The 21,610-nt window shown below is 68.0% G+C and carries 19 protein-coding genes; 9 read left to right on the top strand and 10 right to left on the bottom strand.

All coding sequences use genetic code 11. From position 1 onward, the window contains the following. Window positions 1-301: 301 nt before the first annotated feature. From AC3ANM_RS08140 to AC3ANM_RS08125, 4 genes are all read left to right on the top strand, one after another. Window positions 302-1,210 carry an ABC transporter ATP-binding protein gene (locus tag AC3ANM_RS08140; RefSeq protein ID WP_488287629.1) on the top strand — a complete coding sequence of 303 codons (909 nt, stop codon included), beginning with the start codon at window positions 302-304 and terminating at the stop codon, window positions 1,208-1,210. After that, on the top strand, window positions 1,207-2,601 hold the full coding sequence (locus tag AC3ANM_RS08135) for an ABC transporter permease (RefSeq protein WP_488287628.1): 1,395 nt from the start codon (window positions 1,207-1,209) through the stop codon (window positions 2,599-2,601). The genes AC3ANM_RS08140 and AC3ANM_RS08135 overlap by 4 nt, the downstream gene beginning before the upstream one ends. 2 nt (window positions 2,602-2,603) lie before the next feature. Then, window positions 2,604-5,390, top strand: a complete 2,787-nt coding sequence (locus AC3ANM_RS08130) for an alkaline phosphatase family protein (protein WP_488287627.1) — start codon at window positions 2,604-2,606, stop codon at window positions 5,388-5,390. 557 nt (window positions 5,391-5,947) lie between these two features. Continuing rightward, on the top strand, window positions 5,948-6,355 hold the full coding sequence (locus tag AC3ANM_RS08125; protein ID WP_488287626.1) for a low affinity iron permease family protein: 408 nt from the start codon (window positions 5,948-5,950) through the stop codon (window positions 6,353-6,355). Between the two features lie 388 nt (window positions 6,356-6,743). On the opposite strand, the gene AC3ANM_RS08120 is transcribed toward AC3ANM_RS08125, so the two are convergent. Further along, window positions 6,744-6,938, bottom strand: coding sequence for a hypothetical protein (locus AC3ANM_RS08120; protein WP_488287625.1), 195 nt, complete (start codon window positions 6,936-6,938; stop codon window positions 6,744-6,746). Between the two features lie 662 nt (window positions 6,939-7,600). On the opposite strand from AC3ANM_RS08120, the gene AC3ANM_RS08115 reads away from it, so the two are divergent. Next, entirely contained in the window at window positions 7,601-8,131 is a 531-nt protein-coding gene (locus tag AC3ANM_RS08115) for a beta/alpha barrel domain-containing protein (RefSeq protein ID WP_488287624.1), read from the top strand. Window positions 8,132-8,504: 373 nt separating this feature from the next. On the opposite strand, the gene AC3ANM_RS08110 is transcribed toward AC3ANM_RS08115, so the two are convergent. The 5 genes from AC3ANM_RS08110 to AC3ANM_RS08090 form a co-directional block, all read right to left on the bottom strand. Further along, entirely contained in the window at window positions 8,505-8,936 is a 432-nt protein-coding gene (locus AC3ANM_RS08110; protein ID WP_488287623.1) for an SRPBCC family protein, read from the bottom strand. A gap of 785 nt (window positions 8,937-9,721) precedes the next feature. Continuing rightward, window positions 9,722-10,522, bottom strand: coding sequence for a COG4705 family protein (locus AC3ANM_RS08105; RefSeq protein ID WP_488287622.1), 801 nt, complete (start codon window positions 10,520-10,522; stop codon window positions 9,722-9,724). Window positions 10,523-10,598: 76 nt separating this feature from the next. Further along, window positions 10,599-10,907 carry a hypothetical protein gene (locus AC3ANM_RS08100; RefSeq protein WP_488287621.1) on the bottom strand — a complete coding sequence of 103 codons (309 nt, stop codon included), beginning with the start codon at window positions 10,905-10,907 and terminating at the stop codon, window positions 10,599-10,601. A gap of 430 nt (window positions 10,908-11,337) precedes the next feature. Further along, window positions 11,338-12,810 (bottom strand): tyrosine-type recombinase/integrase, encoded by a 1,473-nt coding sequence (locus AC3ANM_RS08095; RefSeq protein WP_488287620.1) that lies wholly within the window; start codon window positions 12,808-12,810, stop codon window positions 11,338-11,340. Next, on the bottom strand, window positions 12,807-13,013 hold the full coding sequence (locus AC3ANM_RS08090; protein ID WP_488287619.1) for a helix-turn-helix transcriptional regulator: 207 nt from the start codon (window positions 13,011-13,013) through the stop codon (window positions 12,807-12,809). The genes AC3ANM_RS08095 and AC3ANM_RS08090 overlap by 4 nt, the downstream gene beginning before the upstream one ends. On the opposite strand from AC3ANM_RS08090, the gene AC3ANM_RS08085 reads away from it, so the two are divergent. Beyond that, window positions 12,982-13,416 carry a hypothetical protein gene (locus AC3ANM_RS08085; protein ID WP_488287618.1) on the top strand — a complete coding sequence of 145 codons (435 nt, stop codon included), beginning with the start codon at window positions 12,982-12,984 and terminating at the stop codon, window positions 13,414-13,416. The two genes, AC3ANM_RS08090 and AC3ANM_RS08085, sit on opposite strands and share 32 nt — an antisense overlap. A 100-nt stretch (window positions 13,417-13,516) precedes the next feature. Here AC3ANM_RS08085 and AC3ANM_RS08080 read toward each other — a convergent pair whose 3' ends face one another. Both AC3ANM_RS08080 and AC3ANM_RS08075 read right to left on the bottom strand, forming a co-directional pair. Then, window positions 13,517-14,371: a diacylglycerol/lipid kinase family protein gene (locus AC3ANM_RS08080; RefSeq protein WP_488287617.1), complete on the bottom strand. Its 855-nt coding sequence runs from the start codon at window positions 14,369-14,371 to the stop codon at window positions 13,517-13,519. 129 nt (window positions 14,372-14,500) lie between these two features. Beyond that, on the bottom strand, window positions 14,501-15,976 hold the full coding sequence (locus AC3ANM_RS08075) for a DUF2252 domain-containing protein (protein WP_488287616.1): 1,476 nt from the start codon (window positions 15,974-15,976) through the stop codon (window positions 14,501-14,503). A gap of 1,124 nt (window positions 15,977-17,100) precedes the next feature. On the opposite strand from AC3ANM_RS08075, the gene AC3ANM_RS08070 reads away from it, so the two are divergent. Both AC3ANM_RS08070 and AC3ANM_RS08065 read left to right on the top strand, forming a co-directional pair. Continuing rightward, a complete protein-coding gene (locus AC3ANM_RS08070) occupies window positions 17,101-17,232 on the top strand; it encodes a hypothetical protein (protein WP_488287615.1) in 132 nt (43 codons plus the stop codon). 544 nt (window positions 17,233-17,776) lie between these two features. Beyond that, window positions 17,777-17,974: a hypothetical protein gene (locus AC3ANM_RS08065; protein ID WP_488287614.1), complete on the top strand. Its 198-nt coding sequence runs from the start codon at window positions 17,777-17,779 to the stop codon at window positions 17,972-17,974. Between the two features lie 42 nt (window positions 17,975-18,016). Here the strand turns inward: AC3ANM_RS08065 and AC3ANM_RS08060 are convergent, their stop codons facing one another. Continuing rightward, complete coding sequence (locus AC3ANM_RS08060) at window positions 18,017-18,451, bottom strand: ATP-binding protein (RefSeq protein ID WP_488287613.1); 435 nt, start codon at window positions 18,449-18,451, stop codon at window positions 18,017-18,019. Between the two features lie 217 nt (window positions 18,452-18,668). Between AC3ANM_RS08060 and AC3ANM_RS08055 the strand changes: the two genes are divergently transcribed. Next, on the top strand, window positions 18,669-19,832 hold the full coding sequence (locus AC3ANM_RS08055) for a PP2C family protein-serine/threonine phosphatase (protein ID WP_488287612.1): 1,164 nt from the start codon (window positions 18,669-18,671) through the stop codon (window positions 19,830-19,832). Between the two features lie 970 nt (window positions 19,833-20,802). Here the strand turns inward: AC3ANM_RS08055 and AC3ANM_RS08050 are convergent. Further along, the gene (locus tag AC3ANM_RS08050) at window positions 20,803-21,591 is read right to left on the bottom strand and encodes a hypothetical protein (RefSeq protein ID WP_488287611.1); all 789 of its coding nucleotides are present in this window, start codon (window positions 21,589-21,591) and stop codon (window positions 20,803-20,805) included. Window positions 21,592-21,610: the final 19 nt, after the last annotated feature.

Below are 21,610 nucleotides of genomic sequence, written 5' to 3'. Positions count from 1 at the left end.
CAGCGTCGACACGTAGTGCTGGCTCTCTTCCGACGGCAACTTCCGATCAGCCTCCGACCGAGAACGAGATGCGCGTCGCCGGAGGAGATGGTGGCCGAGCTGTAGTCGGTGATCCCTTCCCGGTCGTCGGGGGGCAGCCGCCCTGGAGTCAGGCTGGTCCTTGACGTTCGCTCCGGGTTCAGATTCCTGCCGCCAATGGACCACTTTGCCTTCCTAGCCTCTCTAGCGGTCGCGAGGAAGGGCCCTCATGGAGAGTGCATCGGCAGTTCGGTCTCGAGGCATTACCAAGTATTTCGGAGACGTGGTCGCTCTCGACGGCGTGGATCTCGACATCCCACGAGGTCAGGTCCACGGTCTCGTGGGGCCGAACGGCGCGGGGAAGACCACGCTGCTCGGGCTACTGCTCGGGCTCTCGGTCGCGGACCAGGGCACCCTCGACGTCCTGGGTGCCCGGGTCCACCGGGTACTCGGGGTGCCGTACGGGGTGGCTGGATTCGTCGACGGGCCAGGGCTGTACCCCTCGCTGACTGCCCGGCAGAACCTCCTCGCCCTCGCTGCGCTCCGCGGCTACGGGCCGGCGCGAGGAGGCCTCGTCGACCACGCACTCGACCAAGTCGGTCTCATTGACGTCGCCGACGACCGCGCGCGTGGCTTCTCCCTGGGCATGCGCCAGCGACTCGGCCTGGCGGCGGCCCTGCTCACCAAGCCACAGCTGCTCGTCCTCGACGAGCCGTCCAACGGCCTTGACCCGGCCGCCAAGCGACACGTCCACCGAGTGCTCGGCGACCTGGCCGTCGAGGGCACCGCCGTGGTGATCTCGAGCCATCAGATGGACGACCTCGCCATGCTGTGCTCTGAGGTCACCCTTCTGACCCGCGGGCGGGTGGTCTTCTCCGGATCGGTCGACAAGCTCGCCGCCGAGAGTGGGCGGCTCGACTACCGGGTCCTCACGTCCGACCCGGCCATCGCCAGGCGCGTCGTGGCTGAGACTCCCGGCCTCGAACTGGTGCCGGACCACCACCCGCCGAGGCCCGAGCAGCACGCCGTGGTGGCGCGTGGCCCGATCTGCGCGGTCGACGACCTCGTGGCCCGTCTCGTCCGTGCCGGCGTCGCGGTCCGCGAGCTGGGCCCGGTGGTCCCGCCCCTGGAGGCCGCGTTCCTCGCGCTCACCGGAGCCGGGACCCTTGCACCGCAGGAGGATGGCCGGTGAGCCCGGTGACCGAGCGGCGCGCCGCTCCCGCCCCTGACGACGCCCGCCCCGCCGCCTCGTTCGCGACTCGGCCGGCGGGCCTGTGGGTGAGCCTGCGCTTCGAGCTGGTCAAGCTGCTCGCCCAGTGGCGGGTCCGTGTCGTCCTGGCTGCCTGCTGGCTTGTGCCAGCCGCCTTCATCGCCGCCGCCAGCCAGCAGAGCGCGCTGCCCAGTGACACGGTGTTCGGACGCTGGATCTTCGCCACGGGCTGGGCCGGCTCGCTGGTGGTGCTCGGCTTTGCCTGCTCATGGGTGCTCCCGCTGCTCACCTCCATGGTGGCCGGAGACGTCTTCGCCGCAGAGGACCGCCTGGGGACGTGGCGGCACCTCGTCATGACGGTGCGCTCCCCGCGACGCATCTTCGTCGCCAAGGCGCTGGCCAGCACCATCGTGATCCTCGGGATGGAGGTGGGCCTGGCCGCGTCGAGCGTCGGCGGGGGCATCGCCGTCGCTGGCGACCGCGGGCTCGTGGGACTCGACGGCCACCTCATCGGCGCGGGGCAGAGCGCGCGACTCGTGCTCCTCAGCTGGGCCTGCGTCGCGTTCACCTCGCTCGCGTTCGCGGCCGTCGGTCTTCTCGGTTCCGTGGCCATGGGCCGGTCGCCGATGGGCCTGCTGATGCCCGCCCTGCTGGCCTTCATCCTCCAGGCGGCGCAGCTGCTGCCGATGCCTGCGGCGGCACGGCTCGCCCTCCCGAGCCAGGGCTTCGTCGCCTGGCGGGGCCTGTTCACCGGCCCGGCACAGACCTGGCCGTTGCTCCTCGGCCTGGTGGTCAGCCTCGCCTGGGTCGCGGTGGCCACTGCCCTGGCATACGTGCTCTTCGTCCGACGCGACTTCACCGACCTCGCCCACGACGGCTCCGGACGACGGGTGCTGCTCGTAGGCGCCCTGCCGGTGGCGGCCCTGGCAGGGGTGAGCATGGCCCTGGTGTCGCTGTCGTTCCCCGGGAGCGGGTCCGGGATCGACAAGCCCAAGGTCGAGCGGTCACTGGCGACCTCTTTCGCCCATCTCTACCGCCTGCAGTCCCGTGAGCTGCAGCGCCCGGACGTGACCGAGGGGCAACTGCGCACTGCTGCCTCCTGCTACCGCGCCGGATCGGCCGGCGACGACACGGGACCGGGCAATGACTGGCGCTGTGCCGTGACGTGGCACATCCCCGGAGCCGTCGCGGTGGGCACGGCCCTCTACCAGGTCGACGTCGCGGCCGACGGTCGCTACGTCGCCGATGGTGACGGGCCCAAGGAGGTGAACGGCTACTTCCCGGTGCGGACCCCGAACGGCGACGCACCGAACCCCCTGTGGCAGGTCGACGGACTTCTCGACCTGTCCTCCCGCAGTTCCTCGAAAGGATGATCATGCAGGTCGCTCGTCAACGACGACACAGCTCGGGAGCCGGTCCTGAGCAAGGCCGCACCAACCGTCGGCTCCGCATCGCCCTGGCCGGCACCGCGGTCCTCACCATCGCCTGCGGCGGCATCGCCTCTGCCGCGACCGACGTCTTCGGCAACCACACCGTCGGCACCGAGTACGCCAACGGGCTCCAGGTCTCTGACAACCAGGTCATCAAGCCCCTCGGCAGCCGGGTCATGACCGAGTACGGCAAGTTCATGGGGTCGACGGTCAGCGCCGACGGCCGCTTCCTCGCCGCGAGCAGCGCCGACAAGGGCGTGGCCCTGCAGGTCTTCGACCTCGCGTCGAACAAGCTGATCTACCGCGTCGGCAAGGCGACCGGCGTCGACCAGACTCTCTCCGACGGCACCGTCGGACAGGAGGGCCCGACCTACTCGCCCGACGGCAAGTTCCTGTGGCTGTCCCAGCAGGACGCGCTCACGCGCTTCCCGGTCAACCCGGATGGCACGCTCGGCACCGCCACGCGCATCCCGCTCGCCAAGGTCGGGACCGCCTCGTCGCTGCCCGGTGCGACGGCCTACTCGCCCGACGGCTCCACTCTCTACGTCGCGCTCAACGGCCAGAACGCCGTGGCAGCGCTGGACCCGGCGACCGGCGCGGTCAAGAGCACCTGGGCCGTCGGTATCGCGCCGCGGCACCTCACCTTCGTCGGCAGCAAGCTCTACGTGAGCAACGAGGGCGGCCGGCAGGCCAAGCCGGGCGAGCCCACGATCAACTCGTACGGCACGAACGTCCCGGCCGACCCGGCTCACGCAGCCACGACGACGGGCACGCTGAGCGTCATCGACACCGCGTCCCCCTCCGCTGCCGTGACCTCGATCCCCGTCGGCCTGCACCCCACCGCGATGTACGCCGCAGGGAAGGCCCTGTTCGTCGCGAACACCAACAGCGACACCGTGTCCGTTGTCGACACGACCAAGGATGCCGTCGTCCAGACGATCGCGACGCAGCCGTCGCCCGGGTCCCGCGTGGGCTACGCGCCGACCGGGATCGCGCTGAGCAAGGACGGGCACCTCCTCGTCTCGCTCGGCCGTGCGAACGCGGTCGCCGTCTACAAGTACGGCGGGACCCCGCAGGCGCCCGTCAGCTACGTCGGGTTGTTGCCGACCGACTACTACCCGGCCGCGGTCGCGACCGTCGGCTCGCGGGTGGTTGTCACCAACACCCGCGGCATCGACGCGCGGGGGCCGGCCATCACGACCAACAAGGGGTATGGCGTCCCAGTCGTCAGCGGGCACGACACCCACAGCACGACGGCGTCGCTCACCAGCTTCGCGCTCCCCAGCGACAAGGAGACCGCGCGCTACACCGCGACGGTCTTCGCGCAGAACGCCTGGGGTCACCATGACGTCGAGCAGGCCGAGGGCAGCAAGGCGGCCCCGGTGGCCGTGCCGACCCGCGTCGGCGACCCGTCGACGATCAAGCACGTCTTCATGATCGTCAAGGAGAACCGCACCTACGACCAGGTGTATGGCGATGACGCGCGCGGCAACGGCGACCCCTCGCTCGTGCAGTTCGGCAAGCAGGTCACGCCGAATCAGCACGCGCTGGCCAAGCAGTTCGGCCTGTACGACAACACGTACGACATCGGCACGAACTCGGCCGAAGGCCACAACTGGCTCATGCAGGGCGACAACCCGGAGTACACCGAGTCCTCCGCCGGTGAGTACGTCCGCAGCTACGACACCGAGGACGACGCCCTTGGGCACCAGCGCTCGGGGTTCATCTGGACCGCCGTCCAGGCAGCTGGGAAGAGCGCCCGCAACTACGGCGAGTTCACGCAGTTCCTCACCAAGCCTGCGGGCGCCACGTGGCAGAAGTACTACTGCACGGCCAAGCAGGTGGCAGCTGGGGGTGACCCGAGTGCGCTGACCGACCCTTCGGTCAAGTCCGACACCGAGTCGCCGATCCCGTCACTCAACGCGATCACGGCGCACGACTACCCGAAGTTCGACGTCAACGTCCCCGACATCTACCGATACCAGCTCTGGAAGCAGCACTTCGAGAAGGAGGGCCCGGCGAACTTCAACATGCTCTGGCTCTCCAGCGACCACACCGGTGGTGCACCCGATGCGCGGGCTCAGGTCGCTGACGGTGACCTCGCCGTCGGCCAGGTGGTCGACGAGATCTCGCACAGCAAGTACTGGAAGGACTCGGCCATCTTCGTGGTCGAGGACGACAGCCAGGACGGCGCCGACCACGTCGACGGCCACCGCGCCCCGATCCAGGTGATCAGCCCCTGGGCCGTCCACGGCAAGGTCGTCGACCGGTACTACTCGCAGATCAACATGGTCCGCACGATCGAGCAGATCCTCGGCGCGCAGCCGCTCAACCAAAAGGTCGCCGCGGCCACGCCGATGTACGACGCGTTCCGCGCCACGCCGGACCTGACCCCGTTCAAGGCCGTGCCGAACCAGATCCCGCTCACCGAGCAGGTGAACCCGGCCCCCTCCTGCGGTCCTGACACCGCAGCCAGCACCAGCGCGGCGCCGACGACGTCGAGCAACGTCCCGGCGTCCGAGAAGGCCGTGGCGGCGCAGTGGGAGGCCTGGCGCGTCAAGCAGGGCTTCGCCAGCCACAACCCCACGCCCGACAGCTCGAGTCCGGAGCTGATGAACCGGTTTACCTGGTATCAGGCACACAACTGGGCCACCCCGTACCCGGGAGACCCGAAGATCTACACCCCGTCGCAGGTTCCCGGCGGCTACATCCCCAGCTCAGACGGTCAGTGATCCTGACCGGCAGATAGCGACTCCACGCGGGCTGGCCGGACCCTTTCGGTCAGGCCGCCTGGTCGAACGCAGGGAGGCGGGTCCGCCAGGACCCGCCTCCCTCTGCGTGAGTTCCTCGAGCGCAGAGGCAGGCTGCCCGATGCCCGGTCCAGATGGTCATGCGCCCACCTGCTCGTCGGGCCCGTGAACGGATTCGTCACTCCTGAGTCGGTCCGTGGACACCCGGACTTGGGTTGAGTCCGGGAACCGTCGGAGACACTCCCTGTGTCGGGGATCGTCTCAAGCGCCCGACACAAGCGCCCCGCTCGCCCTCCCGGCGGCGGGGCGTTTGGGCGTCTCATGGCCCCATCTTGTGGTTGGGCTTGCCCGGCTCGTGGTCCAGGAGTGCTCACGGGATTCGGCTGACGATGGCGACCCGGGGGATAACCGCGGTCTTGGACGCCTCCAGCTCGGACCGTCAGTTCTCGTGGGCCGTCCTGGGACGCCGGCGCCGTCACGTGGGCGTGTGGTGGCCACTTTTCGGCTGACGATGTGTTGGCACAGGGTCGTCGGCGAGCATGGCTGGCATGTGGTCATTCGTGAGATTCCGTCCTCGATGGTCGCGACACCCCGCTTCGAGGGTCCTTCATGCGATGGACTGGATGGCTGCCCGTCCTTCGATAGCAGTGACGGTGGTGGCCCTGGATCTGGTCTGGGTTGCCTTCTCCGCTCGCTTCGAGTTCCCGACCCGGTTGGAGTCGGTGTTCCAGACGATGGTGGCGGCCGTGACGTTGGCGATGGTGTTCGTCATCCAGCACACCCAGTCTCGCGAGCAGGCCGCGACTCAGCGAAAGCTCGACGAGATCCTTCGGTCATTGCCAGGGGCGGACAAATCGATGATCACGCTCGAGGCGGCACCGGACGATGAGTTGCGGGCCGCGGCGAGGACCCATCGCGACGTGCGGGAAGACGTACGGCCCGAGTAGTTCTCGATGCGACACACCAAGGGATCGTGTTCGGGCTCGGTCTGTTCTCGATTGCTTCAGCACCAACGCCGTTGGCTACCAGACGAGCACGGCGTCGCAGCGCGTTCAGGTTTGATCAAGGGTGAGTCGAGCAGGGTTGCGGGCATGACGGCAGAACGCACCGACGGCAGATGCTCAGCAAGGATCCTGAGGTAACCGCCGCACTTTCGGACGCTGCTGTGTGGCACGGGGGTCAGCGGTGAGCATGGTTGGCACGTGGACCACCCTCGGGACGTGAGGCATTGGGGAACTGCTGCGTGCGGGAGCCTGCGTTCTCTGTGGCCGCGGTCCCACGACGGTTGAGCTGGGTTGTGGCTGATGGCCAGGGACGCACCCGTCAGGCCGGTTCTCAGCGGAGCTTCATCCCCCGCACTGCGTCAAGCGCCTGTTCGAGGGTCATCCCGTCCAGTTGGGCCGGCCGGATCTGCTCCTGGGCGATGGCGTGGATGAGTGGCCTGAGGAGCCGCAACTCATCTGCACGGCCGGTCCGAATGGCGTTGGCGATGCGCGTCCGCACGGAAAACGCATCCGCAGGCGTGGTCATACCGGCGCAGGGGAGGAGGGGGCGCAAGTGTCGGCGACTGTGCCGGTACGACGCAGCAGGCGGTCGACCTCGCGGTCGGTTCGCCCGTCGATGTCACTGAGGCGAAGGGTCTCATCGAGCAGCCCATGGGCGGCACGACGCACTAGTTGGTCGTGCTTAGGCCTCGAGATGCGAACGCGATGCATAGCCAGCTCCCCAAACGATCTGTGGCGCGCCCCGTGGTCGCTCCGATAGTCGAGTAACGCGGCCAAGATATGGGGGTTACGCATCCCGTATCGTCTCAAGATTCTCAAGACTTGAAACTGTCCGAAAGGTCGATGACAAAACAACCCATATCAGGCAAATCCGCGACTCGGTTTCGCATAGGGTGGGAGGATTTCCGGTCCAGGGTTCTCCCCGCGAGGCAATCGATTTAGGCCTGCGGGAGGATCGGATGCGCCAAGGTGGTGAGGGAGGGAACGGTGGGACGGACGCTCAGCCTGCTTGACCTTGCACGGCATGTCGAAGTCAGCTTGCATGCTCCCGGCCTAACGCAAGAGCAGGTGCGGGCGCGATGCGAGGTAGCCGGCGCTTGGGGATGCGCCGCGGCCTTGTGCTCGCCCGATCAGGTGGCCGACGTTGCTGAGGCGCTTCGCGGTTCAGGAGTGCCTATTGGGACGGCCGTGAACTTTCACGACTCGGCGCTTACCGGTTCACTTGATGCCTTCCGGGAGGAGGCGCAGCGTTTGGTGGATCTGGGGGCCACAGACCTCGGTTTGGTGATCTCAGGTGAGAGTAGGCAGAACGGGGACTCGGCATGGGACCAGCGCATCGGGGTGCTTCAGACCGCCACGCAGTCAGTGGGTGGATTGGCTCGGGTACTCGTCAGCACAGCGAATCTCGATGACGAGGGGCTGGCAGAGATTTGCCGCCGCTGCGTCGAGGCTGGAGCCGGCATGATTCAAGGAGGCACCTGGCTGGACGGCGATCGACTGCCGTTGCGCCAGGTTCGCGTGATGCGGGAGTGCCTGCCCGCAGGAGTATGGCTCAAGTGGACAGCGTCCGTTCGAGGGCTAAGCACTCTGTTGCTCGCTCTGGCAGAGGGGGCGGACCGGTGCAACGTCACGGATGTGTCCGCGCTGTTCCGTGAGGCCCGGAGGTGGTCTCAACAGGCGCCGATCGAGATTCCCGCGACGGGCTCCACCACTGACTGAGAGTGCATGCCGTCATGCGTGCACTTGTGCCCAAAGTCGCGATCTCCGTCCGGGGCGATGCAGGGCCCTGAAAACCAGCTCGACCTGGACGGGGCCACGGAAGCGCAGCTATCCCCGCGTGGTTGCGCGGCGCGCCAACTCAGCAGCCGCCATCCGATGGCGGCGGGCACCTTCCGGCTCCGGTGGGGACACGCCAGTCTCCAGGAGTGCGTCGACGTTGCGCACGTGTGATCCCAGGCCGCCTGAGTTTTGAGGAGTTCAAGCCGAAGCTCGTCCGAGGTCATCCACTGCACGGGCCGCTCCAGGGGGCGAGGATACGGCCGAGACATCTCCCCCTGAGCTCGATTCAGATTGTTCACAGGACTGGGGAAGGTTAGGCAATCTGAAGGAGTCGCTTGGCGGTGTCGAGGGCCTTCATCTCGCTGTCCATCGACTTCTGGACGGCACCAGACATAATGAGCCGCTTGAGGCCTCCCAGATCAGCGACGAGGGAGAACGTCACCTCGGTACCCGTGTCGAGCGGCGCGAAGCGGTATTCGCCAGAGGGACGTACCGGTCCGGTGGTCACCTTGAACGCGTAGAGACTGTCCGGTTCGTATGCCGTGACCTCGATGTCGGCTGGGATCTGCCGCCCACCCGGACCGGCAACGACTTGGTGGATACGAGAACCCACACCGACTGGCTCCTGGGCATCGATGTGCTTGACGCTGGGACGCCACCTCAGGTCGTTTGCGGGGTCGGTGAAGAAAGCGAACACGTCATTGATCGGACGGTCGATGACGACCGACCGTTGCGCGTGAAGCATGAGGACCTCCTGAACGTGTCTCAAGGCTCTGGCTGTCGCATCGTGCCAGCAGCTGCTCGGTTGATCCATCATCCGAACCGCCTGATGGCAGCCTCACGATCCGATCGTGTTGCTGCGGGTGAGCCGAAGTCCTGCGTCGTAATCCGGAACCGAGCCAGCCCTAGGGCAAATGCTTGTCGATCCATCTAAGTACCGGACCCACGACCGGTCGCTCGTGCCACCGGCGTCCGACAATCACTTTGCGGATTGAGCGCACGGCGCTGCGCAACCGTGCTCCTGCCACCGGGTCGTCTTCGTCAGCACGCGTTCTCGCCAGACGTAGTAGGAACCGGGCACATCGGAGGCAAAGGGCCGCCTCGGGATGGGCGCTGAGGCGTACCAACTGGCGCTCGGGGAAGTCGTTGCCGCAGCACCAGCACGGGTTAGCGGCGATTCTGCTGTCGAGTGCGTCTTCTAGTGCGCTCATGGCCCCCATGGTCCCCCTCCGGCTCGGTCCTGAGCGCCTCCGAGCTCCGGCAACTACGGACGCAGGGGCGTCTTGGCGGAACACGGAGCCTCTGATCATGCTGATTGGCCGAAGGGCGGCCCGACGGACCAATGTCCCTTGGAGGGGCCCGCGACGGAGCCTAGGGTTTGAATAGCACGGCCCCGCTCCCGACAACCCCCCTGTTGGTTGAGCGGGGACGTGTCGTTCGATGCAAACTGCAATCAGGCCTCGCAGTGTGCTGAACAACCGCGGCCCCGCCCCGTCAGGAGGGCAGGACCGCGGTTGTTCGTGGGCGCGCTCAGGCGCTCGTGTGGCGCTCCAGTTCGGATCGGTCCTTCTTCGTCATCGTGAGGTAGACCACCACGACCAAGATGGTCCCGAGGAAGAGAACACTGGTGCCGAGGGTCCCGAAGCCCAAACCCCCCTCGTCGGGGCCGGAGCCTAGGAGGTCGCCCAGGTTGGCGCCAAGAGGCCGGGTGAGGATGTACGCGAGCCAGAAACACAGCACCGGGCCTGCGCCGAGCCTCCAGGCGGCGAGGACGGCCAAGATCAGGCCCAGCGGCAACAACACCGACGTGGCGGGAGGCCACCCTGTCAGGTCCAGAGTCCAGTCGCCGGCTGCGGTGCCAAGCGCAAAGGTCACCAGAACCGTCACCCAGTAGAAGGCCTCGCGCGGGGTGGTGACGATCGTGTGGATCGAAAGGGTCCGCTCTCGTGCATACCAGACGCCGAATACGACGGTCAGAAGCACGGTGAAGGCCCCAGTGCTCAGCCACAGCGGGACATGCTGACCGTCGGTGAGGTTGTCCGTCAACAGGGTGCCGACCACGCTGATCAGGACAACAACGAGCCAGTAGATGGCGGGCACGTAACGGCGCATGCGGAACTGCGCGAGCAGTGCCAAGACGAGCGCCGCCGAGAAGACCAGAGTCGTATTGGTCAGGCCGAATCCAAGCGTCTCGTTGATGTAGTCCGCGAAGCTTTCCCCCACTGTGGTGCACAGGATCTTGATGATCCAGAAGTACACCGTTACCTCTGGAACCTTGTTGAGCATCTGTGCAGGAATTTGTTGGCGGCCAGTTACTTGTGTGGTCGTCATGCCGCCATCGAAGCGGAGATCCCTGTGGAAAATCTGACGACGGGGTTTATGCCGATGTCTGCGGCCGGGGTTCGGTCTATCTCGTCATCGACCTCAACAGACGCCGCAGTTCCAGCTCATCCGGAACACCCGATGACCCGCGCTCGGTCGTGTAGATCCGGCACGCCAGCCCCGGAGCCGCGTCTTCGGTAGCGAACAGATCGCGGCCGTCGACCAGAAACGCTGGAGACCCCAGAAAGCCCCGAGCCCGTGCGTCCTCGGGTGTATCCACAAGGACGACGTCGAAGTGAGGAGGCAGCCCTTCCGCCGCGAGCGCGTGCGCCAAGACCACTCCGGCCGCTTCGGCATGAGCGCATTCACGCACGATCAGCAGTTCAACCTTCACAGGCTGATGATCACCCCGTGGGGCCGGCGGCGCCTGACGGATCCCTGAACATCCCTGCCGTTTCTCTGCCCATGGGAGGCGGGTCAGGCCTTGGCCTACGACCGCACCTGAGGCGGAGCACACCGGTCAGATTGAGGCGCTGGCCCAGCCGGTGGCGTCCAGACGAAGCTGGCCTTCAGCAGCAGGCCAATGAACAGGCTCGGGTGACCCGAGCCAGTTGCCGCACCTCGGGCGGGGTTAACACCTGCAAATACGCCCCGGACATGTCTCGCCTGCTCATCACCACCATCAGATCCTCCATGACGTCACGGCACGACTCGTGCCCTTGAGCCTCCGGCGCCTCGCGTCTCGTCACAGGGGCGAAATCGGTCAAGCGGGCGCCTCTGTAAGCGGTTACGGACATTCGTTCCTGGCCGGTGACATACGTCCGCTATCCGGCGCGCTTGTCCTCTATCCGGCCGCACTTCCGTGCGAAGCGTCGGTGCTGATGTTTGTCCATGGCCCCGGCCCCGGCGAGGGCTTCCTCGATCCGTTGCCGCGCCGCCTGTGCCTGGCCATCGACCGCGTGGGCATAGACCCGCAGCAGCACGGCCACGCTGTGCCCCGCCCACGCAGCGACCTGGGTCGGGGGCACGCCGGCGGAGAGCCAGGTGGATACGCAGGCGTGGCGAAGGTCGTATGGCCGCTGAGCCAGAGGTGTGGCTTGCTGCGCCTCGCTGAACACCTCGGCCCGCGCGAGGTGCAGCACACGTGCCGTTGAGCTTGACCCGATTGGGCGCACGAAGGGCTGCGCGACGGGGCGGCCGAGCTTGCCTGTGCGCGTCACGAAGAGCCTGCCTTCGGCGCCCGTGCCGAACTCATCCAGGTGGCCCCTCAGCGCGGAGACGAGCGGCCGGGGCGCGGGCACGCGCCGAGTTGCGCGCTCGGCGCGATGCTTAAGCTGACGTTTCTCGGCAGGGGATCCATCGTCGGTCCACCGGGCGCCCGAGTCTTGATAAGAGCCAGACAGAAGGATCTCGCCCCAACCGTCGGCTGGTAGACGGAGGTCGACTGCTCGTAGGTTTCGAGCCTCGGACGGTCTTAGCGCGGCGTAGTAGAGGCAGGCGAAGTAGGCGTGCAGCGCCGGCCACCGTCGACCGATCGTCGCCAACAGGGCTCGCGCCTGCTCGGGGTTGACCACCACCCGGCCGTCAACGGCCTCGGTCACCTGGCGTCGCCTGATCTTCACCCGGGTGAGCGGATTGACGTCAAAGTGCCCGAGCTCCACGGCGTAGCCCAGGGCCGCCGACAGCGCTGCACGTTTCCGGTTCGCTGTGCTCGCCGCCGCCGGCCTACCCGACAGGTTGACCGAGATGGCAGCAAGAACCTCCCTGACGACGGCCGGCTCTGCCAAGTCACGCAACGGGCGCGAGTTGGCTGCGATCCATGCCATGGCGTCGCTGTACTCGTGTGGTACTGCAGAAGCGCGCTGACGAGCTCCTGAGTTGAATGCCCAGTGCATAAGGGCTCGACGCATCGTCTGGGGGGCTGGGGGCTGACGTCCGTCTGTGGTCAGAGCGGCCGTGATCGTGACCAGCCCTTCGGCGGTGCTCTTGCGATGCCTGGGGGAGGACTCCGACCATCGGGCGTCGATGAAGTCCTGAGCGTGCTCCAGCCACGTCGGACCCGCCGCCGCGGGCCGGGGCGCCATGGTCACCGGCAGGCCGGAGGCGAGGTCAAACGGGATCCCCTCCCGCGTGGCGGTGACCAGCTTGGCGCGGAAGGACTCCGCAAGCTTGGCCGTCGCGAACGACTTGCTCCGGTCACGGCCTTCCAGGGTCCAACGAACTCGGAAGGCCTTGCCCTTCTTGCCGTTGACGGTGCGGACACCCCACAGGCGCACGGCGTAGGTCGTCGAGATCACGCCGCACCGTCCTCGAGGCTCGTGAGCCACAGATCGAGGTCGGCGCGTCGCACGCGGATCTCGCCGTTCGGGAGCTTGATGCACCTTGGCGCAAGATGCTTCGCGCGCCAGTCGTAGAAGGTCGATCGGCTGATGCCGAGCTCGTGACAAACGTCGGCCAGGGTGAGGTGAGTGCGGTTCGAGATCGATGCGTGCCGGGGCACGGGCAGGTCTCCTTCGGAGCGGAGGCGGGTAGGCCCCTGGGATCCGCGCCGCAGGAGGGAGTACTACGAACTTCCCGACTTGATGGCATTCGAGGCGACAGCGAAGCAGCGCAATCTGAACAAGCAGGCAGGCCTCCACGTCGACCGAGCGGGCGAGACGATCACGTCGCCCTTGCAGGTGCCTGGCGACGGGGCGGTCGACGAAATCCGGCAGGCAGCCAAAGTCATTCAGATGCACCTCATTGAGGACCACACGCGACAGCAGGACAGCCCCGACCTCAGTCTTATCGACTCGGCCGAGGATCTGCCCTGGGCGGTCATGCCGTACTCAGATCCTGAGCTGTTCACTGACTTTGAGGAGCAGATGACCATCTCAGAAGGCGCGGACGGCCAGCCGGACTGACAACCTGAGTCCGACTGCGCCCAATACACGGGCCACGCGATACCGGGGCACGGCACCTCGGAAGGGCGCCGCCACGCCCCGGTCGCAGGCGATGCCGGGGTCAGGTGGTCGGCGCGGACGAGCCCATCCGGGGGCGAGCGCGCCGGGCCGGGATTCGTATGCGCAGCGACATGGGCCGAATGCCAAAATGCAGCGGCGGCTTCAGGTCCACCGCCTCGCCGTCTATGCCGGCGGGGACCGGGTTCGGGGCACTGACGTCCAAGTGGGTCGTGCTCCAGGCCCGCCCCGGTGGATGTGGGCCGTCGTCCGGTGTGTCGATGATGACCACGCCCAGCTGGCCGCCGTCGAGTGCGGCGCGGGTGCCCCGAGCGGGAGGGCGTTCGAGCGTATATGGGTTGTTCGAAACGAGGACGAGAGCCAGTCGGGCATGCTCACGCCCCGCATCGTCTACGAGGTGCAGCTCAGGCACCCGCCGGCTCGGGCCGAGCACCCTCTCCGCCGTCTCGAGGAGCGTTCGCACTTTGGCGTCGCGATAAGCCGACTGCCGCACGGCCTCACCGTAGATGCCGAGCGAGACGTTGTTGAGGAACGTTCGACCGTTCACCTCGCCCACGTCGATTCGGCGTTCTACTCCCTCGATGAACGCATCCAGCGCACCGGGCAAGTCCTTTCGATCCACTCCCAGGTCCGCCGCAAAGTGGTTGCGAGTTCCGGCCGGTACGCAGATGAAGGGCAGCCCGTGGGCCGCAGCCGCGGCGGCAACCACCGCAAGGGACCCGTCGCCTCCCGCCATGCCCAACGCATCCGCACCACTTGTCACTGCCGCGTCGACCAGCAGCGTCAAGGACTGGCCAGGAGCGAGTATGACGACGTTGATCCCGCGGCTGCGCGCGCGGTCCGCGACCCCGGCGCGAACCGCCGCACCGTTGCCAGATCGTGGGTTCACGAACAACACCGGATGCAGTGGCGGGGCGACGCGCTGCCATCGATGCCGAGTCGGCCCCGGCGTGGGCGGCCTCATGACAGTCGTAGGGTGGCCGGCCGCCGGAGCCACCGGTTCGATGAGCCGGACCCCGACCTGCGCTCAGAAGTCAGTGGTCGCCTCCGCTCGACCGTCTTTGACGGCGGCCTGGAGCGCGTCGTAGTCGAGCTCGTTCTGGTCGGCGTAGGTTTCGGCGAAGTCAGCGATCGCGTGGTCGAACGTGTCGGAGTCTCCGAGGTAGGCGGCCAGTGCGATGCGGTCGCCGGAGCAGGCGTGTGCGCGAGCAAGGGTCCACGCGCACATCCGTGCGTAGACGGCCATCCCGCCCGGGACCATCCGCTCGATCGGCGCGGACATCTTCCAGTCCTTCAGCTGCCGGAAGTAGTAGTCCCGGTCCGTCCCGTCGGGTTCCTTGGCGCGGGCCCAGCCGAGGAAGATGTCGCTCTCGGCCTGCATCAGGTGCTGCCCGGCGATGACCCGCTCACCCTGGTCGGCGTACTGGCTTTGCTCGAGGTAGTCAGCCAGCACCGAGGTCTGGGCCTCCTTGACCTGCAAGAACAGCGGCTCGTTGCCGTCCGCGCCTTCCATCAAGATGATCCAGCAGCGGGTGCCGACGCTGCCGACCCCGACTACCTTGCGGGCCACCTGGAGCATCGTGAAGTACTCGAGCAGGTGCTTGCGGTCGGACTGCAGGGTGCGCCGGTACTCGCCCAGCAGCTTCTCGATCTGGTGATAGATCGCGGCTGCCTGCTCGTCGCGGAAGACCTCTTCGATCGGCTCGATCAGCGGCGGGTCACTGACGATCCGCCGGCGCCCGTCGGCCACGGTGGTCAGCTTGCTCTGGGCCTTCATGCTGTCCTTGGTGTGCGCCTTGGCCACCAGCTTCTCGGTGGCCTTGAACCGCTTCTTCTTCAGTTGAGAGCGGTACTGGGCGAGCGCATCCTCCACGTCCAGGTGCGCATACCACACGTTCATGAAGTGCTGATCGGCGAACGCACGCATCGCCTCGCGGTAGCCCTCGACGCCCGCGAGCACGATCTTGCGGCGCTTCTTCTTGCTGAACCCGTTGTCGCGCCCGGCCACCGCCAGACTCGCGGCCAGCCGCTTGACATCCCACTCGAACGGACCGGGCAAGGTCTCGTCGAAGTCATTCACGTCGAACACCAGCCTGCGCGCCGGCGACGCGAACCCTCCGAAGTTGGACAGGTGCGCGTCCCCACACAACTGTGCCCACAACCCCGAGGTGGGGGTACCGGCCAGGTCGGCCGCCATCGGCAGCGCCGCACCCCGGTAGAACGAGAACGGCGACACCAGCATCCGCCCGTGCCGCACCGGCAGCAGCTCCTGCACCCGCGTCTTTTCCTGATCCAGCAACAGCCCGATCGGATCCCGGGACGCCGCCGGCGCGAAGTCCGCGTGCGACTCGAGCGGCGTCTGCGCTCTGGCATCCTCGCCGCGGGCCACCCGGTCCGCCCGGCTCAGCTGCCCCGCCTCTGGCACCCCCCGCCGCTTCGGTACTCCCCGGTCCGCCCGCGCGGCAGCCCTCTTACGCCCCCTCGGCTCAGTCTTCACAGTCATGGCCACTCCCTCCGGCTTGAGCTCTGAGCAGGACCACCCTCAGCTACGCCCCGAGGGGTTGAATGCGGTAAACGACGCGCGGCCGCGACGACGGTGTTCAGCGTTGCGCCCGCGACGCGGTCGTCGCATCACCCAAGGTGGATGAACGCCGATGTGGTTCACCGCGCTGTTTCGTCTCCGGTCGGACGCAGGAGGACGAGGGTGTCTCCCGGGTGCGGGTCTGGAGCAGGGTCGCCCATCGGGGTCGAAACAACCAACGATCGAGTTAACGCGTCTACCCAGCAGTGTTGCGACTAAGAACGCAAGGCGCTACCGCCTGCTTGGTGACTAACGGGGTGGCAGCCCAAGCCGCCAACACCAATAGCAAGCTGGTTCAGCAACGCCGCCAGCCGCCGCCGATCGTGGGTGCCGTCAAGCGCGGGTCGCTGCTCAGCCATGCCCAATCCATCCCAAGAGTTCGCAACGAGGGGCGGGCGGCGCAATCCCAACGGAAACTCCACTTTCGGGCCTCACCCCGCGGTCACTCACGGTCAAAAGGGGCATCACAAGGCGGACGAATCTTGCGCACCACCGCGGGCCCCCTCGGCATGAAAACACCTTCCAACTTGGGCCCCCGCAGCCGCGTCGCAGCGCTGCACCCACGCTGCTTATGTCGCCTCGACAAAGCGGACATGGGGGTCTTGCGTACTAGGTGCACGTCCTGCGTCATGGATTGGGGGCGAGTGCCCTAGTAGCCGGATGGGCAGACGTGCTCCCGAGAGCGCAGGCCCCGGGGGAGCCAGGAGATGGACCACCTGAAGGGGAGCCACCGGCGCCGCCGCGTCGCGAACCTCCGGCCCTTCTGTCCGGGCGTGCCCGGTGGAATCCGGCTGTCGATGGCTGTCCGAGGCCTAAACGTGGCCCGGAGACGTGCCGACCGCCTGCCCCTGAGAAGAATCACCGGTCCGGGCATCGGCGGGGAGGCCCAACCGGGCCGGGGCAGGTCGCCGGACCGCGCGGAGGACCAGGTCGAGTGAGTCAACCGGACTACCCCCGGGCCTCCCTCTCTGGCCCGGATGGGTCAGAGGCCGGGGGGCTCGATTGGGCGATAGCGACCGGAGCGGACTCGCCACGAGACTCGGCCCGTGCCCCAGCAGCCCCTGCATGACGACGACCTGGCCGCCGAGATCGCCCTGCTGGCCGAGGTCATTCTCGGAGCCGGATCAGTTGGGTCCAGTCTCACCCAGGCTGAGGTCGACCGGCTCCTGGGCGTCTAGGTCGTCCCCGTCGGACGCCATCGTCGGTAAGCCTCGGTCTTCGGCCGAGCCCATACCCGGGTGTGCACCCCCCCACGGTGGGGCCCTCCGGCCGGCGGGCGTGGGACAACCTCGGGTCGACCCCTCAAGAAAGGCGCAAGGTGGCGGAAAACGCTCGGACCTGGTGCGCATTCGTCAATACCTTCTGATGAACCATCACGATCTCAGGGGGCATGGGATGACCGTCTCGCTAGAACACCTCGTCAGTGACGCTGACCTGCTCCGCGCGTTGGTCCGCGCCCGGGAAGCGATCGAGGCTGCCGGCCCGGGAGGCGATCGGATGCACTGGCTGAATGCCCTGGAGGCCGAGATGGATCGCCGGCTGCTCGCTCGTCGGGCCCGGTCCTCGGCCAACGTTGCCGGGTTGCCCGCCGCGTCGTAGACCCGAAGGCCGGGCCGCGTGGAGTCTCCTGGTCCTGCGCTTCGCCAGGACAAGTTGTGAACTTGCTGGGAAAGGGACTGATCGTGGGGATGCCGCCCCGTGCGCGGTCCTATGGTGTGCGTCGTGGAAAGCCCGGTTCAGTGGATGACCGCGGATGAGCTGCGTCTGGAGCTCTTGCGCACTCTGGCCGCGTGGGAGGCCCAGGTTGACGATGTCGACGTGTTCCTGGCCACCGGTGTGGTGCCGCCGGAGTCGCCCGGGGCGATCCGTCATCGCATCGTGGCGGCTGAGCTGCTGCGACGTGCCGCTGAGTTGGAGTAGCGGAACCAGCCACCTCCCGGGCGCGCGACCTCGGCCACGCCCCTACCCGGGTGCGTCGACGGCGGGGTAGCTCCCGCCCGAGCCCTGATCCGGCCCGACAGACAGCTCGAACCACACGGTCTTGCCGCGTCCGCCCGGCAGCGCCGCCACCCCACACCGGTGGGCGAGCTGGCTCAGCAGACGCAGCCCCCAGCCATCTTCCGCCAGGCCACCTGGCGGCCTCAGCGTGGGCAGGCGCGGGTCATGGTCACTGACACCGACCCGGACCCTGTCCGGGCTCCGGTGACACTCCAGCCCCACCACCGGTTCGACGTGTTCCGTGTGGTGTGGGTGCACCACCGCATTGGTGAACAGCTCACTGGTGATCAGCACGGCCGTGTCCACCACCTCTGCCGTCAGCCCCGCGCAGGCTTCCGTCACCCGCCGACGCGCCTCCCGGACTGCCACCACGGTCGCCGGTAGCACCAGCCGCAGCACGGGGGACAGCTCGCTGTCGGGGGGTGCTCCGGGCCCGTGGAACGGCCACTCGTCCATACCGCCCCCAGCTCTCCACCCAGGCCCCTGCCCCATCAGGAAGGCTACGCCCTCGCAGGGTCGTATTTGGCGTAAGCCCGGACCGGCCGCCCGCCCCGCCAGCGAATGAGGGTGGACCTGGTCGCCCCTACCGACCATTTCCGTGCCTGTGGTGGGCTGTATGCACGAGGCTCCCGTGACGCCGAACGGGAAAGATATGGCAATGGCGAGGTTGACCAGACTCCGGGCGCGCGGCTCGCGGGTCAGCGCTCCCGGTGCGTGGCTCCTCTTCGTCCTGGCCCTCGATCTGAGCGCGGGGTCAACGTTCATGCCGGCGGTGCTCTATGGCATCGCGCCGCTCATGTCCGCCGCCCTGCTGGGCCCCGCGGCCACGGCGGGGTTCGGAGCAGTCGCTCTCCTCCTGACCACAGCCTCGGCGGCAAAGGCCGGCGACTGGGGAACGGCCGAAGCCTGGGTTCCGATGGGCGACACCGTGCTCGTGAGCACGGTTGCGGTTCTGCTCTCTGCCACTCGGGTACGCCGCGAGGGGCAATTCGCACGAATGGTGCGCATCGCTGAGGTCGCCCAGCGGGCCATCCTGCCGGTGGTTCCCCGCCGTATCGGACGTGTCCTGGCCAGCGCTCGATACGTGTCCGCCGGAGAGAACTCCCTCATCGGTGGAGATCTGTACGACTGGTTTCAGTCCGAGCGACGTGTCTGCTTCATCGTGGCCGACGTCCGGGGCAAAGGGCTCGGTGCGGTCGAGCAGGCAGCCCGCGTCATCCGGGCTTTCCGCCAGTCGGCAGCCAGCATCCCCGACCCCGCCAAGATGGCGGTGGCCATGGGTCGTTACCTCGCGCCGTTCCTCGACGAGGAGGAGTTCGTGACCGCGCTGATCCTGCAAGCGGTAGGAGGCGGCCGGGTCACGCTCGTCAGTTGTGGACACCCGCCTCCCCTGCGGGTTGCCAGCCACGACGGAGTCAGCTTGATAGCGCTCCAGCCGGGACTTCCTCTGGGCCTGGGCGAACGATACGAGGCGGTGACGGTCCCTTGGTCGCCCGGCGACCGGTTCCTTCTCTACACCGACGGGCTCAGCGAGGCCCGCAACGCCAACGGCGAGTTCCTTCCGGTCGAGTCCCTTGGGGAGTTGATCCGGAGGGCTCCTCACTCCGTCGCGCTCGACGACGTCCTGCGGCGGTTGCGGCAGCACGTTCAGGGCGGCCACCTCACGGATGACCTGGCAATGGTCCTCCTGGAGAACTCTGAGGAGGACGGCCCCGCGCCCCAGGCCACGTTGGTCGGCCTGGACCGGCCTGGAACCGGAGATGGGCGACCGGCAGGCTGAGCCGCTTGGTTCGGCGTCCGGCCTTCCGGCCAGACGTGTGACAGCCGTATGCCGGGTGCCCGCCTCCGCCGATGGCTGTCCGCGGCCTGTGCGCGGCCTCGAAGGCCTGGCCGCCGGCGAGGAACCGGTCCCTATGACCGGGCGGGTTGGACGTAACCACGGGCCATCGCCTCCACGATGGTCCCGCGGGGAGGCCGACGGGGGTGTCCACGCTTCGCTCCAGGGGGCGGGCCAGCCATTGCCCGGCTCGCTTGGCGCACGGGTGCAGGCCCGTGAGCCTGCACGCGTGCGTGGGCTGGCGGGCCGGATGTGAGTTGCGACGACGCCGGGCTTGCCGCGGTTCGGTAGTTGGGGGAGTGGACGACCGCTTGGCGGGTGCTTGCGTGAGTCGGCATGGGTGTCCGAAGCACCTCCTGCCGCACCGCCTGAGCATGGTCTGCCCGTGTGGGGAGGGACGCATCGCTCAGGCGGACCACGAGCCCGACATCCTCGAGGGGCAGGCTGGTCGATCGGTCCAGGTGCGCCATGCGAGGCGGCGGGTTCCCTGACGGCGTCCTGGTGGGAGCCACGGCCCTCGGCTGGGGCAGGGCCTCGGCCCCGTTCGTTCCCAGGCCGTCGATCCCGATCATGGTCAACGGCCCGGCGAGCCAGCCGAACAGCACGAACACCCCGAGCTCCAGGGCGACGAGCGTCAGCGTCGGGCCGACGCCCCAGAGCCGGGGACGGCGCCTGCCAAGGCAACGCCATGGGGGCGGGACGCTGGTGGCGCCCCGCACGACGTCCGCCGACCAGGTGACGCGCGACGCCGAACGCACCTCCTCGGATGATCGAGGAAACGGCTCACCGCCGCGAACGGCGTCCGACGATTGTGGGTCCCCGCGCCGGAAGGGGCGAACCGGCGTCACGACGCGCGTCGACGTCACCGGCGACGTCGTCGCCTCAGGCCGGACGACAGCTGTGGATGCGAGGGTCACTTCTGGTCGGTGGAGTACGCCGGGTGGCTGGTCCGCGCCCCGGTGGGGTGACCGGTGGGCGCGCCGGTCCGGTGGGAGGCTGGCACCTGGGTCGGGTGGCCGGTGGGCGCGCCGACGCGGTGGCTCCTGGCCCCACCGGTCGGGTGACCGGTTCTCCCGTTGCCGGGGTGGGTGACGGATGCGCAGTAGGCGTCGATCCCGGCCGTCCCGCCAGCAGCCTTGGCCAGCGACCGGTAGGCGACGGAGGTGGACGCCAGACCCCCGTGCTCGTGGGCTGTGCACAGGCCGAACGCAGCCGCACCGGCGGCGTCAGGGCCTGTGGCCGTGACGGTCGGGGTGGGGCGACTGGACGGTGTGGGGGAGGGGCGAGTCACCGGGGTCTCAGCCGTGGACGAGGGGGCCGGGGCACCGAAGGCGTGGTGGGCCAGGTCCTGAAGCCCGGTGGGAAGGGCGCCCGTCTGGGCGGCGGCTGCGGTCCCGGCGAGGAGCAAGCCTCCTGCGGCGGCCGCCGCAGCGATCTTGCTGGCCAGCAGGCTGGTCAACATGGGCACTCTCCTGGCGCGAGGATGACTACGGGAACTCGGGACGCCGGACCCCACCTCGATGAAGGCGGCTACCGCGGCCGCCTCGCCCACGAGCTCCTGGGCGGAGGCGGGGGAGGCGGCACTCGCCAGCAGGCCGGTCAAGGCCGAGGACCCGGTGTGGGCTTCGCCGGCCAGCAGTCGGTCGAGCAGCCAGAGGTCGTCGGGCTGCTCGTCGCGCAGGGGGTGGGGGTTGTCAGGCATCTCGGTCACGGAACGTCAT

This window comes from Oryzihumus sp. JJN4-3R (assembly GCF_057747915.1).
The sequence above is the reverse complement of the archived record's forward strand: the minus strand, read 5'-3'. Positions and strand labels throughout refer to the sequence as shown.

Excerpts from the sequence above, each read along its gene's own strand:
- AC3ANM_RS08130 (WP_488287627.1), top strand. The coding sequence starts at position 2,604 with ATGCAGGTCGCTCGTCAACGACGACACAGCTCGGGAGCCGGTCCTGAG.
- AC3ANM_RS08125 (WP_488287626.1), top strand. The coding sequence starts at position 5,948 with ATGGCTGGCATGTGGTCATTCGTGAGATTCCGTCCTCGATGGTCGCGA.
- AC3ANM_RS08120 (WP_488287625.1), bottom strand. The coding sequence starts at position 6,938 with ATGACCACGCCTGCGGATGCGTTTTCCGTGCGGACGCGCATCGCCAAC.
- AC3ANM_RS08110 (WP_488287623.1), bottom strand. The coding sequence starts at position 8,936 with ATGCTTCACGCGCAACGGTCGGTCGTCATCGACCGTCCGATCAATGAC.
- AC3ANM_RS08105 (WP_488287622.1), bottom strand. The coding sequence starts at position 10,522 with ATGACGACCACACAAGTAACTGGCCGCCAACAAATTCCTGCACAGATG.
- AC3ANM_RS08075 (WP_488287616.1), bottom strand. The coding sequence starts at position 15,976 with ATGACTGTGAAGACTGAGCCGAGGGGGCGTAAGAGGGCTGCCGCGCGG.
- AC3ANM_RS08055 (WP_488287612.1), top strand. The coding sequence starts at position 18,669 with ATGCACGAGGCTCCCGTGACGCCGAACGGGAAAGATATGGCAATGGCG.
- AC3ANM_RS08050 (WP_488287611.1), bottom strand. The coding sequence starts at position 21,591 with ATGCCTGACAACCCCCACCCCCTGCGCGACGAGCAGCCCGACGACCTC.